Here is a 15,569-nt window from a genome sequence, read left to right as displayed (position 1 = left end):
AACCCCACGCTAAGAGTATCCAAGATTTTATGCGAAAAATAGGGAGACATAGGGAAGCCAAAAGGTGCTCCAGAATAGGAATGTATAAAAAGATGCATAGGGTCATAGAAAAAGAAAAAGGCGAATCCCTTGTGGGAGTAAGGGGACGCCTTTTTCTTTGCTACTGATAATGAGACGTTATGTTAACCAGTCATGTATATGATATACATGATTCTTTGTTCAATCGTCTAATAAAAAACCTAACTTATATTAGTAATTTTCCTTGTTTCTATTGATAAATATCAAAATACTACCTAACACACTTAATAAAAGTACAAAATATAACAATAAATCAGGTATAAATTCTAAAGGAACAATATCTATCAATTGAAAAATAATAATGGCAATGATACCTAAATATAATATGTTGTACAACATATTATTTGTTTTATATTGAATTTCTCTCCCTCTTTCATCTTTTGCTTCATCGCTTGATTGAAATTTTATTACATACATCTGACTGATAAATATTAAAACTAAAGATAAAGATTTTAACCACAACATATGTCTCACTCCTCCTGATAATCAAATACGTCAGTTATTGACTTTCCAAATACATTTGCAATTTTAAAAGCAAGAATTAAAGAGGGATTATATTTATTTTTTTCAAGAGTAGCGATAGTTTGACGACTAACCCCCACTTTTTTTGCCAGTTCCTCTTGAGACCAACCTCTTTCTGCTCGACAAACTACAATTTTATTATGTAACAATAGTACCACCTCTTGAAATGATTGTAATTTATTTCTTACAATTCGTAAAGTATTTTTGACAAAATATTTTTTTATGATTAAAAACACGTACAAAAAATAGCCCTTTATTTTAAAGGGATAGATACTTGAACAAAGGTGTCATATTTACTTCCTATATCGAAAATTATGTAAATAGGCTGTCCATATGGACAGCTTATTGTATTTTTGCTTAGCATATATTTTCGTTAAAATGTTGGTGGTATGCCTTTTTTGGTTTGTAATTAAATCCCAGAGTGGTCCCTCATACCCAGAATCGTTTTCGTACCCCTTGTAGGGCAAAGGATAAGATTATTAAATGTTAAGAATAGTTAGTATTAATTATATCAATTTACTACATATTACATTTATGTAAAAATTATTATAATTTCATTTTTTTAAACTTTCCCCTAATAAAGTTTTGAAAGAGTCGTCTCTGTATTCTCCATGTTGTAATATGCAAAGAAGAGAGAAAATTAATATTATTATAATGGGATTTTAAAATGAAATTTATAACATTTTAAGAGAAATAATACCTTAATTTCGACGTAATGGAATGAATCTGGAAGGGGGGTCTATGTTACCAGCTTGTACAAATGAAGAAATTATTGTTTCAACAGGCAATGGCGAATCAATCGCAGAAATAGGTACTTTCCGTGTGAAAGTTGAAAATGCTACTGGTTCAATTGATACAATGTACACAGGGTTAGTAAAATTAACACGATAAAATAATTGAAAATTGGGAGGAATTTCACATGAAACCATGGAAAAAGAAAATGGGTATGACAATGTTGGCTTCAGCAATCGCATTAGGAGGTGTAGCTACTCTAGAATTAGTTAACCCCGTATCAAAAGCAGCTGCGGCTTCAGGTTACGGAGCTAGCGTAAATACAACAAAAGCAAATCATTATGTTGATACAGATTCATATGTAAATATTAAAATTAAAAATGACAACAAAGCTTATGAAGTTGAGCTTCGTATACAACCACAAATTCAGCGCGCAAATAGCACGTGGGAAAATGTGAACAAACCTTTAATTTCTTGGTTTGTACCTGGAGAATATGTAGGAATGAACATTGATATTGGTAGAGTCAATTATGATGGCGTAGGCATTTATGAAAAGGGTAAATATCGTTTGAAAGTTGATACGTACAAAACAACATCTTCAGGTGCTGTATATTTAGGAACGTTTAACACAGACGTATTTTATTTAAAATAATATCAATAATAAAACTCCCTTTTAGGAGTTTTCAGAGTAAGGTAAGAGGTATCGAGGATTTAATAGTAGATTCTTTTTAGGACTTTTTAGAGTAGAAAAATACTAACCATATAGAAGTATATTTATAGCGGATGCTCCTATGATGGGAGTATCCGTTTTTTTGTTTTATCAGAAAAAGGGTATCGTAATGGGAGCATCAATAATTGACTACGATAATAAGGTAAGATCGCTTCTGCCAGGGACAAGTAATTTATCATTAGTATTCCCTTTCTTTAAAATTCCGGATGAACTATTGTATACTTAGGTTTTACTAGTCCTTTCATGTCCATTAGCTTAAGAAACGTAAATACCCCAAAATAAAAGAATTGACATGTCAGGTGAAAATGTACAATCTTTTGTTTTAGGACGTTATAAAATTCTTAAGTTGATAGATATGTATGATGACCCCTAATTGGCGAATTAATAATCAAAATGTTTTTATAGTGGACAAGAGGGCCTTAGTTTCTCTTGTTACCTAAGCACCTATAAAAATATGTTCTTTTTCTTTGTTATATAAAATTTATATAGTAAAAGCATAATTTAACAAAGCGGACCATTGACCCCGTAAATCATCTTCTCATATCTCAAACATTGTTTCATAACTAAAATATTTTAAACAAATGTTTGTTTCATTTTCCCATAACTAACTTCTGAATCATATAAGTAAAAAAGAGAAGAAAACACCATGAACATATATTCTAAAATTATATTTAGTTATAAAATGAAATTCATATTATTATAGTTAATTAATCTTAAATATCATTATATATACTTCAGTAAGAATCCACCATTCTTCTCTATTTACCTATACTCAAACTTTTTATAATTTATTATGACATAGATATTGTTTTAAAGTGTTTTGTGCAATATAAACAATTGAGATTTTTAGGAATTATAAACAGGGTTTTATTTTCTTCCTATAAATTCACATAATTTTCAGGTATTTTAACTTCACATGTTAGGATTTGGTATATAATGAAGGCAACCCGTAGTTAGAGTGTTTGCTCCGATTCGAATTATGAGATAGTTTGTTTCACCTTTTTACATTATCTAAAAAAGACCTTTCAAGGCTTTTTTATTAAACTGTCCATTTTATAGGATAAAGTTTATTCTTACAAGGTCTTTTTTATTTTCAAATTCCGTACTGATAAAAACTATGCAAATTGAACAATCTTTTGGGCTATGTCTTTCAATTCATTCTTATCATCTTCAGACAGTAATTGTTCTGAAGTTTTCACATTATGGAAGGCTTTCCAAACCTGCTCGCCAAATCCATCTACAACACTCTTTTTACCTTCAGCAGTTGCTGCTACTTCTTCAGTTCCTTGTATTTTAAGATTACACCAGATCGGTAAATTGCAATTTTGAATTGTTAATCCCTTTTTCATGTCGGAATAATCTTTACATTGTTCAGGAAGGAAAAATAAATATGTTCTAAATTATGACTCTGCTGTTCTAGATAATGTTTTAAAGCTACGTCAGGTAAATAATTTTCCATGCGCTAGTATTTACAATTAAAAAGATGGTGGGGTTACTCCAAATATAACAGTGACTTTGTGTAAAGAAGTGTTTTCCCATTTATGTTTTGCATATGGGGGTATTTTAACACTATCACCTTGATTAAGAAGTAAAACCTCATCATTTACATATAGTTTTACTTGTCCTTCCATAATAAATGCTATTTCTTCACCTTTATGTGCCACAGGCTCCATAGATGAAGCGGTTTGAGGTAGCAGATTCATTAAAGCCAATTCCAGTGATCCATCTAAATTAGGAGATAATAACTCATACGAAACATTACCGCTTTCAGGGAAAGTCATTTTTTTTCTTTGATCCGCTCTTACAACTAATTCTTCTGTATTGGTATCTTCCAAGAAAAAATTAAATAAAGGAATATTTAATGCTACAGAAATTAACTTTAGTGTTTGTAATGATGGATTCGTAATCCCTTTCTCAATCTGACTTAACATGGAAGGTGTTATATCAGCTAATTCAGCTAAACGTTTACTAGTTAATCCTGCATCTTTTCTAAATGCCATAATTTTTTGACCAACATTAATATTGTTCATATACATAATCCCCTTTAAATTAGTAAAATTAATTAAATTAAAATTAATTTTATTTACTTATACTTAAAAACTTGTTAATATATACTTAATTATAATAAATTATGATTAATTTTCAAACGTTTATGTCATTGTAAGAATATTAAATACGACGAAAATAATTGAAATAGGTCAATTATATTTTGAAGGGGGTTTATGAATAAGTGAAATTTCTATAGAAACAAAAGAGAAGTTGAAAAAGAGATTTCCATTGATTCAAAAATTAATTGAAACTGCGGAAGTTATTTGGCTTAATCCAAATAAAACGATTTGCTCCATAATAATGCAAAAGTTTTTTCTGAAACACAAGAGGCGGAGTATATGAGGTATTAAAACACGCCAAAGATTTAGCTTTGAAAGATCATTTATTAACTAAACAAGATGATTATTCCGTATTAGATAGTGACATGTTTAGAACATTCTTTTCAAATTATTCAATTGCAGTAGGTTCGACCGGAAATTTAGGGTTAAGCATTGGAATTATGACTGTAAAGTTAGGATTCAATGTAACTGTCCATATGTCAACTGATGCGAAAACGTGGAAAAAGAATCTACTTAGAAGTAAAGGGATTACTGTTATTGAATATACAACAGACAATAGTAAAGCGGTAGAAAAAAAAGAATATAAGCTAATAATGTATTCTTAAGTTTTTAAAGGATGTGAAATGAACATGAAACCAGTTTTAAAAAATATAATTATTTCCCTTGTTTTTTCAATAGTAGGGGTGTGTTGGTCGCTGTTTGTCTTCTTTATGTTAGATGCAGACTGGTTATTGACTTGGATAGGTGTATTAATGGCCTATCTATCGTTGTACATTGTGATAGGTCTATATAGCAGAAAAACGTACGACTCAAAATTCGCTAAGGTGCTTGTAAAAACAATAATTACAACCTTTAGTTTTGGGGCATTAGGAATATCATTCGGAGTTGTACACATGATATTAGGACCATTGAGTCTTACTTTAATGACATGGTATTGGTTTATAATGCTATTTTTATATTTAATACCCATAATTTTATTAGTGATTTTAGTATTGGTAAATTGTAAAAATCATAATTTCCCTGGGATATATAGTATACTTATACTTGTAAATATACTTCTTACGTTATGGCCGTTATTATGGCCGTTATTTATTACTTTTGTGGGATCTGGTATGAATGCAAGTGCAGGATGGTAGCAACTCACAGATTATAAAATGATTAAAATAAAAAGGTTATGAATTTGAAGCTTATAACCGAATATAAAAAAGGATGAATAAGTTAAATGAATGGAATAAGAAATTAATATAGGGTTTAAATATTTGTAAGAGTGTGTTTAGCTAAATATATAACAACACGCTCTTTTAACTGGCTATTTTTTATTATTTAATTATTAAAAAATAATATTGATTAAATGAAAAAGAGAGTTTTGCTCTCTTTTTTTGCATTTCAGCAAAACCTAATTAAATGTGAATTGAAAATTCATTTGGAATTTATATTAGTAACGAAAGATATTCATGAAGTATCTACTTTCGTGTCTAAAAAGTATCCATTTTCATGTCTTTCTACATTTACATGTAAAAAGACATGAAAGTAGGAACTAATTTTATAGTGTAAAATGCTGCGTTATCAACGGAGGAAGTTCATTTAGTATCCATTTTTCTGTCCACATATCGAGACAAGAAAATGGGTACTTTTTTAAACGGAGACACCAAAGTGGATACTTTGTAAAATTGGTGCTACCCCATTGCCATCAACTTAAGAAATTAAATGTTCCCCAAAACGAAAAAAATGAACTAAATCCTCATGGACACCTATAAAAAGATGAAATTTTCGTTTTGGGGGCACTTCAAAATGTTAGCTTGATGGGTATGTGGTGCTAACCCATATAGAATATAAATAAGTTAAACAAAAAGCCTAGTAAAAACTAAGCTTTTTGTTTAAAAAAATACCTTTTTTCACCTTAATACACTTTTAATTTCATGCTATTTATACAATAAATAATAAAAAGTTTACATTGGGTTTTTATAACTTTTAATACTAATATACAAATATAAAATTATGAAAAATTACATTAAATTCATAGTTGATAATTATCCTCGCCGTAACTATAATGATTACAGGTTGAACGATATAATAAATTAAGTATTTATTAGACCTAAGTGTACATTTAATACAACAAGAATGGAGATGTTATAAAATGGGTATGAAAAAAGTTATTTTAGCGGGTGCATTAGGAATTGCAGCTCTTGCAGGTACAAATTTACCAGGATTAGAAGCAACAAAAGCGAGTGCAGCTTCTATTGAATCAAATCTATCAACAATTGAGGGGCGTGTAGTTGAGATTTCTAATAATGTTATCTCTGTTGAATCAACAATGTATTCAGAGCCTATTAGTATTTATTTAAACTCTACACCTAATATAAAAGTTGGTGATCAAGTAAAAGCTACTGGTAAAATGATGCGTAATTTCACTGAATTTATGGTTGCAAAGTCTGTTGAAAAAGTTCAAGGTACTGATACATTGCATCAGGGAAGGTATTTAGAACATGTTTTTGCATATGAATATGAAATAGGACATATTACAAAAGTAGATAAGTTTAAATATGGAACAGAAGAATCTGATTATGTGAATGTTCAATATACTGGAAAAGATGGAAGTAAACGTGATGTTACGGTTTATTTGACACAAGGACAGAAATTTAATGTAAGTGACAAAGTTAAAGTACATATGGCAAGCGCTGAAAGAAGTAATGTATGGTCAATAACAGATGAAATTGAAAAAGTTAATGAGTAGAAGATTTCAACATTAAATGAAGATCAATGGGCTTGGTCTTAATATAAAACTGTATTTTTTCTCTTAATGAAAAGAATTGTTTGTTTTAGTTAATTCTTTTGTTAGGGGTCACCATACATGCCCATCAACTTAAGAGTAAGAGATTATGCGTGAGCTTTCAGCATATGTGCTAAGAAAGCAGCTGCTGTAACATGAATACATTCCATATATAGGTTGTCAGCATCTAGAGCTTTCACGCTAACTTTTATACTTGTATACTCAAAATCCCTTTGATTTGTTTTTGGATGGTTAAGCGTGTTTCTCTACTCTTTCATATAGAGTAGGTAATTGCTTGTTAAAAGAAAACTTCGATACTAACCAATACGAAAATAACGCTGAAACACATCCTATTAAAGCTCCTATTGCAACATCAAAAGGATAATGAAACCCTACCCAAATAGAAAGAAACACTATTCAAATTTAGTTTCAAAACTTATTAACAAAAATAAAAGATCCTAACTTATTAGTCATATATAATATGTTAGGATCTTTATATTTTAGGTTTTTTATGGATTTAGGTCTTGATAACGCATGAAGTTAGTGTTTTTTGTTGTTGTCACTACATAAAGCAGTTACAACAACAAAGAAACATTACCATTAACGCAATTTTCTGTAAGTAATTGATAAATATAGGAAATACAACCAAATGCCGAATTGATATGCTAATGTTTATATAAACAAATAGAAAGAGGGTAAATTTATGAAACATTATATGAAAGTTTTAATGGGATTGAGTTTTATGTTTGGTTGTATTTTCATTACATCTGGAAATGCTGAAGCTGCATCGGGAGGATGGTATAAAGTGACAGCTGCAGGTAACAATTGTAAAGCTAGGGTGAATACTGATCAAACTGAATATAAGTCCAATAATAAAACCGTAGGCATGCAGTTAGAGGCAGAAGGAAATTGTAGTAAAATGTATTATGATGCGGCTTTAACAGATAGAGGCCTAGAGTCTGTAGCACATGATACAACTGTTGGAAGTTTTTCTTCAAAAACTCCAATAAAACAACTAAAAATAGGTAATGTTCACGAAAAAGAAACTACAGTTATTATAGTTCAATTGTACAAAGATGCCGCTCATACACAGCCTATAGGAAAACTAATTTCAAATAATATTATAATTTATCCTAGGTAACCTATAAATATACTATATAAATTGGCTACTTGGAAATTGAAAATAGGTAACTATATAATCAAAACAAAGGAATCCCTTATTATAAGGGATTCCTTTGTTTTGATTATAATATTAAATTTTTTATAGGGCTTCTTTATCCATCGGCATTTAACTAAAGCGAAATTGTAATCCTAAAATAACGTTACCCTTTCCGATAATTCTACAGAAAGAAAAGCTTATTTTTTACAAAATGCATGTGATATCACGAATAATTAAAAAGTGCAGGTCCTTTATCAATTAAAGACCTGTACTTTTTTATATGTTTTGTGTTACCGCCTTTTGCATCTTCAAAATTTGCTTCAGTATATTCCTTTGGGGCACCATTATCTCCACATGCTACAGGTACTGTAAATGAGAAAGCTCTTACTATCATTAACGTACTTGTTATGTACAAATTTATTCCTCATTTTACCCCTGAAAAATAGGACATGGTCTGTATTTCATCTCCATTTAGATAGAAGGAAGACGTTTTTTGTTTTGGGGTATTTTTTTTAGCTTAATAGCAATATGGTAGTACCTTCTTGTAAGACAAGGGTTGTAATAAATTGCAGAAAATTACAAATGATTAGAAAATTTTATATCAATTTACTTTATATTCCATATATGTAAAAATAAATGTGAGTACATTTTTTAAAACTTTCCCCTAATAAAGTTTTGAAAGAGTTGTCTCAACATTCCCTATGTTGTAAGTATGCCAAGAAAAGAGAGCCTATATGGGTTCTCTTTTCTTTTAAAATTAATTTTTAACCTCATATTTAAGTAATATAAAACTCTATCAGGGATACCATTGCTGTATTGAACAACAAGGGTAGATAAAACCAATAGTATTGTTTTCGCCTTTTTCATAGATGATTATTAAAGATACTATATAAGAAAAGGGATAAATAAGTATATTTTTCCAGAAAATAAAAAAGTAACTAGCAAAAGTTAATTGCTCTGTAAATAAGAAGAATATCAATAGAAGATGAAAGTTTGCTCGAATTATGTCTAAGCTTACAATTTTCATTTTTTGATATGGTGAGGCTTCTTATGGAAAAACAATCCGTAAAATAACATGATTTGATTTTATTACACTTGATTATATATTTATTTAGTGTATCATTATTTGTGATGGTTAAATTTTCTATAAATGGGAGGTTATATACAATGTTAACTGATTTGCAAAAAAATTTTTTCTCACGGCTACAGATAACTCCGAAAAAAGATGTAAACTTTGAAAATTTACATGAAATTCTTCAGCAAATGGCATATGTAATACCTTATGAAAATTTAGACGTTATGGAAAAAAATGTTCGGAAAATTACTAGAAAAAATGTTCAAGAAAAATTACTACTAACTCAACGCGGAGGACTATGTTACGAGCTTAATACACTATTATATTATTTTTTACTTGATTGTGGATTTGATGTCTATCGCATATCTGGTACAGTCTACGATTTAGGTGGTGATAAATGGAAACCTGATGATGGACATGTAATTATTATTTTAAATTATAATAATCAAAAATACATTGTAGATGGGGGACTTGCCTCACATCTTCCATTGCACCCAGTTCCATTTAGCGGTGAAGTCGTCTCATCTCAAACGGGAAAATATCGTATTCGTAAACAGAATACTGAAAAAGGAACTTACCTACTTGAAATGAAAAAAGGAGAAAATGGGGAGAGTGCTCAATTCCTTAATTCTGAACCTACTAATACATGGTGTACTGGGTTTGCGTTTTCATTAAATGAAATTGATTCTAACAAAGTAAATGCTATACAAAATATTATTGTGGAGCACCCCGAATCACCTTTTAATAAAGGATACATTGTCTGCAAATTAATTGAAGATGGACATATTTCACTTACTAAAAAAAGTTTTACGGAAACAAGGAAAGGTAAAAAAAGCAAACGAACTATAAATGAAGACGAATATCAGAAAATTCTTAAAGAATTATTCAATATTTCTCTAAATAAATACCCTGATAAAATTTTAGAGAGAGGCTAGCTAACACTAACTCATATAAAATTCCTTTGTTAATAATAACTAGATTTCTTTAAATATAATTACCTTTTATAACTTTATACAATTTTAATTTGGGTAGTTAGTATAATTTATTTACAATATGTTTTAAGAGTGGAAAAGCATAATTTTTTAAGAAATAGTAGAAGAAGCACTCGAAAGAGCGCTTTTTCTTTCATAGAATTATAAATCAATATAAAAGTAAATGAATTGTATTTTACTTTTAATAGAATAATTATATATTTTAAGGGGGGTAATCTCGAGAAGAACAACAGAATACATATTAGGGCTTATCGGTGGAATTATGGGGATCTTATTTTCAATTTATGCTATGTATTTTTATAGAAATAAGGAGTTTGTACATGTAATTTTGCATACATAAGCACAAATCCTTAAAATGCATATATTATAATATATGTATTTATTTAAAAAATTTAGAAAATAGGTTAATTATTTATCTAAAACTAATAAAGGATTGATTTAAAATGTCAAGAATTAGCATAACAAAATCCCAAGATAGTATAATGATTGCATGGCAATCAGCAGAGATTACCATCCCTTTAAAAGATATTATTACTATATCTACGAATGACGTTCCTCATAATAAGCTCGATCATGTTGTTTATATTGGAACTCCATCTACCTCGAAGAATAGAATACTAATACATACTACAAACTTAAACTTCATTATCTTTGTTGTTAATCCATCTATAATCTTAGAAGAAATTAATATTGAGTAATACATTGGACTCATTTGGTTATATTTTTACTAGAGTAACACAAAAATAAGATATTCATTCTGAATGATTGAAATGATTAACGAGTCCACGAATATGTTAAAAATGGTATTTGGCGGAATTGCAGGAATTTCTTTATTAGTAGGCGGTATTGGTGTTATGAATATTATGCTTGTATCTGTAACGGAACGTACGCGTGAAATTGGTATTCGTAAAGCACTTGGTGCAACGCGCGAAAAATATTAATGCAATTTTTAATCGAGTCTTACATTTTAACGAATTTCCCGAAAGAATTCTCCTTCCTCAAACATGTGAAGGGCGTAGCCAAAAGGTTTTTCTTTTTATTTTGCCTCTGATATAATCAGTCTTACAAATTATAAAGGCTGGTATATAAATGAAATTAGATAGCAATAACCATTCAGTATTCTTGTTGTATTATCACCTTGTGTTGGTCGTGAAATACAGAAGAAATGTGTTTGATGATGATATGTCAGACTATGCAAAAGATATGTTTGTTCGACTATCTGAAAACTTTAACATCACATTAGTTGAATGGAATCATGATGTAGACCATGTTCATATTTTGTTCAAGGCACACCCTAATACAGAAATGACAAAATTCATCAATGCTTATAAAAGTGCAAGTTCTCGACTTATTAAAAGAGACTTTCCACAAGTGAAAAAGAAACTTTGGAAAGAGATGTTTTGGTCAAGAAGTTTTTGCTTGCTAACTACTGGTGATTCGCCAATAGACGTAGTAAAAACATATATTGAAAATCAAAGTGAAAAGTGAGGTGAAATGATATGACAAAGCAGAATAAAGCATATAAATTCCGTTTGTATCCAACAGAAGACCAAGCACATCTTATGTGTAAAACCTTCGGTTGTGTACGTTTCGTGTATAACAGAATGTTAGCTGAACGGAAAGAAGCGTATGAAAAACATAAAGATGATAAGGCTCAACTAAAGAAACAAAAGCTTCCCACTCCTGCAAAATACAAAGCAGAATTTGAGTGGTTAAAAGAAGTTGATTCATTAGCTTTGGCAAATGCTCAACTAAACTTGCAAACTGCTTATAAAAATTTCTTTCGTGGTCAAAATGACTTCCCAACATTCAAAAGCAAAAAAGACAGAAAGTCTTATACAACGAATGTAGTGAACGGAAATATTATGTTGCTTAACGGTCATATCAAATTGCCAAAACTGAAAATGGTACGTATCAAACAGCATAGAGAAATACCACAAGACCATATAATCAAGTCATGTACGATTTCTATGACACCTACTGGTAAATACTATGTGTCCATTTTGACTGAATACGAAAAAGAGATCGTACAAAAAGAAGTAGAAACAGTTGTTGGATTAGACTTTGCGATGGATCAATTATACGTCAGTTCTGAGGATGAGAGAGCCAATTATCCTAAGTTCTATCGTGAAATGTTAGACCGATTAGCAAAGGCTCAACGAGTATTATCAAGACGTACAAAAGGTTCAGGGCGTTGGAATAAACAACGTATCCGTGTAGCTAAGCTGCATGAAAAAGTAGCAAACCAACGTAAGAACTTCCTTCATCATAAGTCTAAAGAGTTAGCTACTCATTTTGATGTTGTAGCTATTGAAGATCTAAATATGAAGGGAATATCGCAAGCACTTCATTTTGGAAAAAGTGTCGCTGATAATGCTTGGAGTATGTTCACTTCTTTCTTAGCTTATAAACTAAATGAGCAAGGCAAACAGCTTGTGAAAATAGACAAATGGTTTCCTTCCACAAAAACATGTAGCAGTTGTGGAAATGTGAAAAATATGTCATTGTCTGAGCGAGTCTATTCTTGTATATGCGGTGTAAATCTCGATAGAGATTATAACGCAGCTATCAATATCAAAAATGACGCAATACGCCTATTGGCGTTAGCATAGATAGCAATAAAATAACCCTTGGAACAAGGGAGTTAGCTCGGCTGTCTTAGGACGAATTCGTTAGCTACCAAAAGTAACGACTAACCGAGAAGCCCCCACTTCAAACAGTCCGTTAGGACGTTAAGTGGCGGGTAGTTCACTCTAGCAATTAATGACATAGCAATCAAACTTGCTATGGTACTGTTTATACCTTTACTCTTAGCATCGCTTGTCAATTATAAGATAATCGATTGCTAGCAGACTAGCATATCTATCTTGTCTATTTTTTATGTACCATGTATTTAAATTTGTTACAGAGTAGAAAGGCATCTTAGGGTGTCTTTTCTTTATAAATAAAAGTAACGTAGTATTTCAACCTATACGCTCACACGAGATTACATATATTAAGCTCTGTAAATCTATAAAATTTTTGTTTGGATTTTCTTGTCCCAATCAAGTTCCAAAAATGAAAGTTTAGACTTTCTTGTCTAAATAGCCATTATCATAAATTTTGTACCCTGGAATGTCCCGCCTATTAAAATAGATTTTATAAACCTCTCTGCATCTTATCTTTACATCATTATGGTATTCTCTGTATATGGTTGTGTTAAGTTTATGAGTAATAGAAATAGTAAAAAAATTTTATTAGCTAAAATATACAAGAATTATTTATTCTATAATAATCATCTAAATTATGAGCGATATACAACATGCAAAGAAAAATTTTGATTGTGGAAGATGAAGATATTTTACGTGAGATCGTGAAAGATTGTTTACTAAATGAGGGATATGAGGTACTAGAGGCAACAGATGGAAAAGAAGCATTAGCTATATTTGAAGAACATGAGGTACATTTAATCATTCTAGATATTATGTTGCCAGAATTAGATGATTGGTCAGTTTGTCAACGAATTCGTAAGACATCTGATGTATCAATTATTATGCTAACAGCTCGTGTGGAAGAAGATGATACATTATATGGATTTGAACTAAGAGCAGATGATTATGTTACAAAGCCGTATAGCCCACCTATTTTATTAGCAAGAGCAAAGCGATTAATTGAACGTCGATACTCTTCATTCATTAGCGTAACTAATGAAGATACATTAATGAGTAGTAGTATCTATATACATTTTCCTTCACGTACCGTAACTTTAGATAAGAAAGCTATAAGTTTGACACACACGGAGTTTAAAATATTAACATATTTAATGCAAAATCAGGGGATTGTTATTACGAGAGAACAACTGATTACTAAAATATGGGGTTATGAATTTACTGGGGATAATCGCACCATCAATAGTCATATTCGAAATTTAAGTCATAAATTAGGAAAAAAGGTAAATCATATTGTAACAGTGGTAAGAGCTGGCTATAAATTTGAGGGAGACATATGAAAAAAGGAATTGTTTTAAAATTATTTGTATTAACAACAGCTTTATGCATGTTGATTTTAGCAACTATTTTTATTGGACAAACCATATTCTTTAAACAGTATTATGAAAATCAGAAGATAAATGAAATAAAAACAAGTATGCAATCATTTAAGAAAGAGTACTTAAATAAGCAAGGAAATCTACAATTAATTCAAAAACTTACTCAAGATTTTTACAAAGAGAATAGCGCGTATATTGCATTATTGGGTAGCAATGGAAATTTAAAGAACGTGAACGATTTTTATATTGAAGTAAAAGTAGATTACTCTGAGGATAAGGAATTTAGAAATCAGATGATCAGAATTCCTTTAGATACTTTTATAGATATAGAGGATATTACAGATAGAAAATTCGACCTAACTTTAGGAAAGCGTGTTTTTATTTCTGGATTAAAAAAAGAGCATGCTTTGATTCCGTATAGATTATCGGTGAATAATGGAGATGAAACGTGGGAAAATAAACAAATTGATAAAAAATTAAATGAAATTGATGATCAAGATATAAACTTGGCATCTTCAAAAACATTTATTTCTGGAACCCTTCAAAAAGTGCAAATTCCGGAAGAAAATCTATCATCTAATATTAATTATACAAATCGTCTTTTTATGGAAAGAATCCAAGCTTTCCAAGTAAATTTATTATTTAATGAAAAGAACGATATGAGGAGTAATTCTACAAAAATTCTTGACTATATGCAAAATGATATAAAATATAAACTATTAATTGAGCCGATAAAAGAAAACGATGGAGCAACGACATATATTTTTGTTATGACATCTTTACAGCCTGTTGATGAAGCTGTTCAAATGATACAAGACTATTACATGTATATTATTGTATTTGTATTGATACTTGTCTTGTTCACTTCATTTTATTATTCAAAAGGAATTGCAAAACCTTTATTACGTATAAACAATACAACAAAAAAGATGGCAAACTTAGACTTTTCAGAAAAGATTCCAATTACATCGAAGGATGAAATTGGTGCCTTATCGTCTAATATTAATACATTATCTAATACACTACATTCACATATTAATCAACTTCAGCAAGACATAGAAAAAGAAAAACAATTAGAAAATACAAGAAAAGAATTTATCGCTGGTGTATCACATGAACTGAAAACACCTTTGAGTATTATGAAGAGCTGCATATCGATTTTAAAAGATGGTGTCGCAAGCCATAAAAAAGATTATTATTTTGAAGCAATGGCAAAAGAAGTGGATAAGATGGATATGTTAATTGTTGATATGCTTCATTTGGCCAAATTTGAATCTGGAACGTATAAAATGGATATGGATATTTTCTATATCGATCAATTAATCGAACAGATTTGTAAATATTTATCTTTAGAAATAACGAATAAGGAATTACAA

Annotated in this window: 16 protein-coding genes and 3 pseudogenes; 13 read left to right on the top strand and 6 right to left on the bottom strand. The window is 30.0% G+C overall.

The annotated features are described in order from the left end of the window. Positions 1-249 precede the first annotated feature (249 nt). Both MR143_RS20615 and MR143_RS20610 read right to left on the bottom strand, forming a co-directional pair. Positions 250-543, bottom strand: coding sequence for a hypothetical protein (locus MR143_RS20615; protein WP_050845655.1), 294 nt, complete (start codon positions 541-543; stop codon positions 250-252). Positions 544-548: 5 nt separating this feature from the next. Continuing rightward, positions 549-749, bottom strand: a complete 201-nt coding sequence (locus MR143_RS20610) for a helix-turn-helix transcriptional regulator (protein WP_242280910.1) — start codon at positions 747-749, stop codon at positions 549-551. A gap of 592 nt (positions 750-1,341) precedes the next feature. Here MR143_RS20610 and MR143_RS20605 point away from each other — a divergent pair. After that, a complete protein-coding gene (locus MR143_RS20605) occupies positions 1,342-1,491 on the top strand; it encodes a hypothetical protein (protein ID WP_165498065.1) in 150 nt (49 codons plus the stop codon). Between the two features lie 28 nt (positions 1,492-1,519). Continuing rightward, positions 1,520-1,984 (top strand): DUF5065 domain-containing protein, encoded by a 465-nt coding sequence (locus tag MR143_RS20600; RefSeq protein WP_131252113.1) that lies wholly within the window; start codon positions 1,520-1,522, stop codon positions 1,982-1,984. 1,193 nt (positions 1,985-3,177) lie between these two features. Here MR143_RS20600 and MR143_RS20595 read toward each other — a convergent pair. Further along, on the bottom strand, positions 3,178-3,411 hold the full coding sequence (locus MR143_RS20595) for a hypothetical protein (protein ID WP_242280909.1): 234 nt from the start codon (positions 3,409-3,411) through the stop codon (positions 3,178-3,180). A 126-nt stretch (positions 3,412-3,537) separates the two neighbouring features. Then, a complete protein-coding gene (locus MR143_RS20590) occupies positions 3,538-4,092 on the bottom strand; it encodes a helix-turn-helix domain-containing protein (RefSeq protein ID WP_103656298.1) in 555 nt (184 codons plus the stop codon). A gap of 211 nt (positions 4,093-4,303) precedes the next feature. Here MR143_RS20590 and MR143_RS20585 point away from each other — a divergent pair. The 3 genes and pseudogenes from MR143_RS20585 to MR143_RS20575 form a co-directional block, all read left to right on the top strand. Further along, a pseudogene (locus MR143_RS20585) lies at positions 4,304-4,745 on the top strand (hypothetical protein); the annotation flags it as partial. Positions 4,746-4,799: 54 nt separating this feature from the next. Next, positions 4,800-5,306, top strand: coding sequence for a DUF3902 family protein (locus MR143_RS20580; RefSeq protein WP_000805737.1), 507 nt, complete (start codon positions 4,800-4,802; stop codon positions 5,304-5,306). A 1,001-nt stretch (positions 5,307-6,307) separates the two neighbouring features. Beyond that, positions 6,308-6,904 (top strand): hypothetical protein, encoded by a 597-nt coding sequence (locus MR143_RS20575; protein WP_242280908.1) that lies wholly within the window; start codon positions 6,308-6,310, stop codon positions 6,902-6,904. Between the two features lie 288 nt (positions 6,905-7,192). On the opposite strand, the pseudogene MR143_RS20570 reads toward MR143_RS20575, so the two are convergent. After that, positions 7,193-7,342, bottom strand: a pseudogene (locus MR143_RS20570) (undecaprenyl-diphosphatase); the annotation flags it as partial. A gap of 301 nt (positions 7,343-7,643) precedes the next feature. On the opposite strand from MR143_RS20570, the gene MR143_RS20565 reads away from it, so the two are divergent. Then, the gene (locus tag MR143_RS20565; RefSeq protein ID WP_242280907.1) at positions 7,644-8,081 is read left to right on the top strand and encodes a hypothetical protein; all 438 of its coding nucleotides are present in this window, start codon (positions 7,644-7,646) and stop codon (positions 8,079-8,081) included. A gap of 241 nt (positions 8,082-8,322) precedes the next feature. Here the strand turns inward: MR143_RS20565 and MR143_RS20560 are convergent, their stop codons facing one another. Next, positions 8,323-8,514, bottom strand: coding sequence for a hypothetical protein (locus tag MR143_RS20560; protein ID WP_242280906.1), 192 nt, complete (start codon positions 8,512-8,514; stop codon positions 8,323-8,325). A gap of 752 nt (positions 8,515-9,266) precedes the next feature. On the opposite strand from MR143_RS20560, the gene MR143_RS20555 reads away from it, so the two are divergent. The 7 genes and pseudogenes from MR143_RS20555 to MR143_RS20530 form a co-directional block, all read left to right on the top strand. Continuing rightward, entirely contained in the window at positions 9,267-10,109 is an 843-nt protein-coding gene (locus tag MR143_RS20555) for an arylamine N-acetyltransferase family protein (RefSeq protein ID WP_242280905.1), read from the top strand. Between the two features lie 500 nt (positions 10,110-10,609). Next, the gene (locus MR143_RS33245; protein ID WP_046956905.1) at positions 10,610-10,864 is read left to right on the top strand and encodes a SunI/YnzG family protein; all 255 of its coding nucleotides are present in this window, start codon (positions 10,610-10,612) and stop codon (positions 10,862-10,864) included. Positions 10,865-10,972: 108 nt separating this feature from the next. Then, positions 10,973-11,139 (top strand): annotated as a pseudogene (locus MR143_RS20550) (ABC transporter permease); the annotation flags it as partial. Between the two features lie 116 nt (positions 11,140-11,255). Then, positions 11,256-11,654: an IS200/IS605 family transposase gene (gene tnpA, locus MR143_RS20545; protein ID WP_242280904.1), complete on the top strand. Its 399-nt coding sequence runs from the start codon at positions 11,256-11,258 to the stop codon at positions 11,652-11,654. 11 nt (positions 11,655-11,665) lie between these two features. Further along, positions 11,666-12,778, top strand: coding sequence for a transposase (locus MR143_RS20540; protein WP_242280903.1), 1,113 nt, complete (start codon positions 11,666-11,668; stop codon positions 12,776-12,778). 689 nt (positions 12,779-13,467) lie between these two features. Continuing rightward, positions 13,468-14,154 (top strand): response regulator transcription factor, encoded by a 687-nt coding sequence (locus MR143_RS20535; protein WP_242280902.1) that lies wholly within the window; start codon positions 13,468-13,470, stop codon positions 14,152-14,154. After that, a partial coding sequence (locus MR143_RS20530) for a histidine kinase dimerization/phospho-acceptor domain-containing protein (RefSeq protein ID WP_242280901.1) occupies positions 14,151-15,569 on the top strand: 1,419 nt, incomplete at its 3' end. The genes MR143_RS20535 and MR143_RS20530, both read left to right, overlap by 4 nt.

The sequence above is a fragment of the Bacillus cereus group sp. BfR-BA-01347 genome, from assembly GCF_022663835.1.
GTDB classification, from domain to species: Bacteria; Bacillota; Bacilli; order Bacillales; family Bacillaceae_G; genus Bacillus_A; species Bacillus_A thuringiensis_K.
This window is presented reverse-complemented; position numbering and strand designations above follow the sequence as displayed.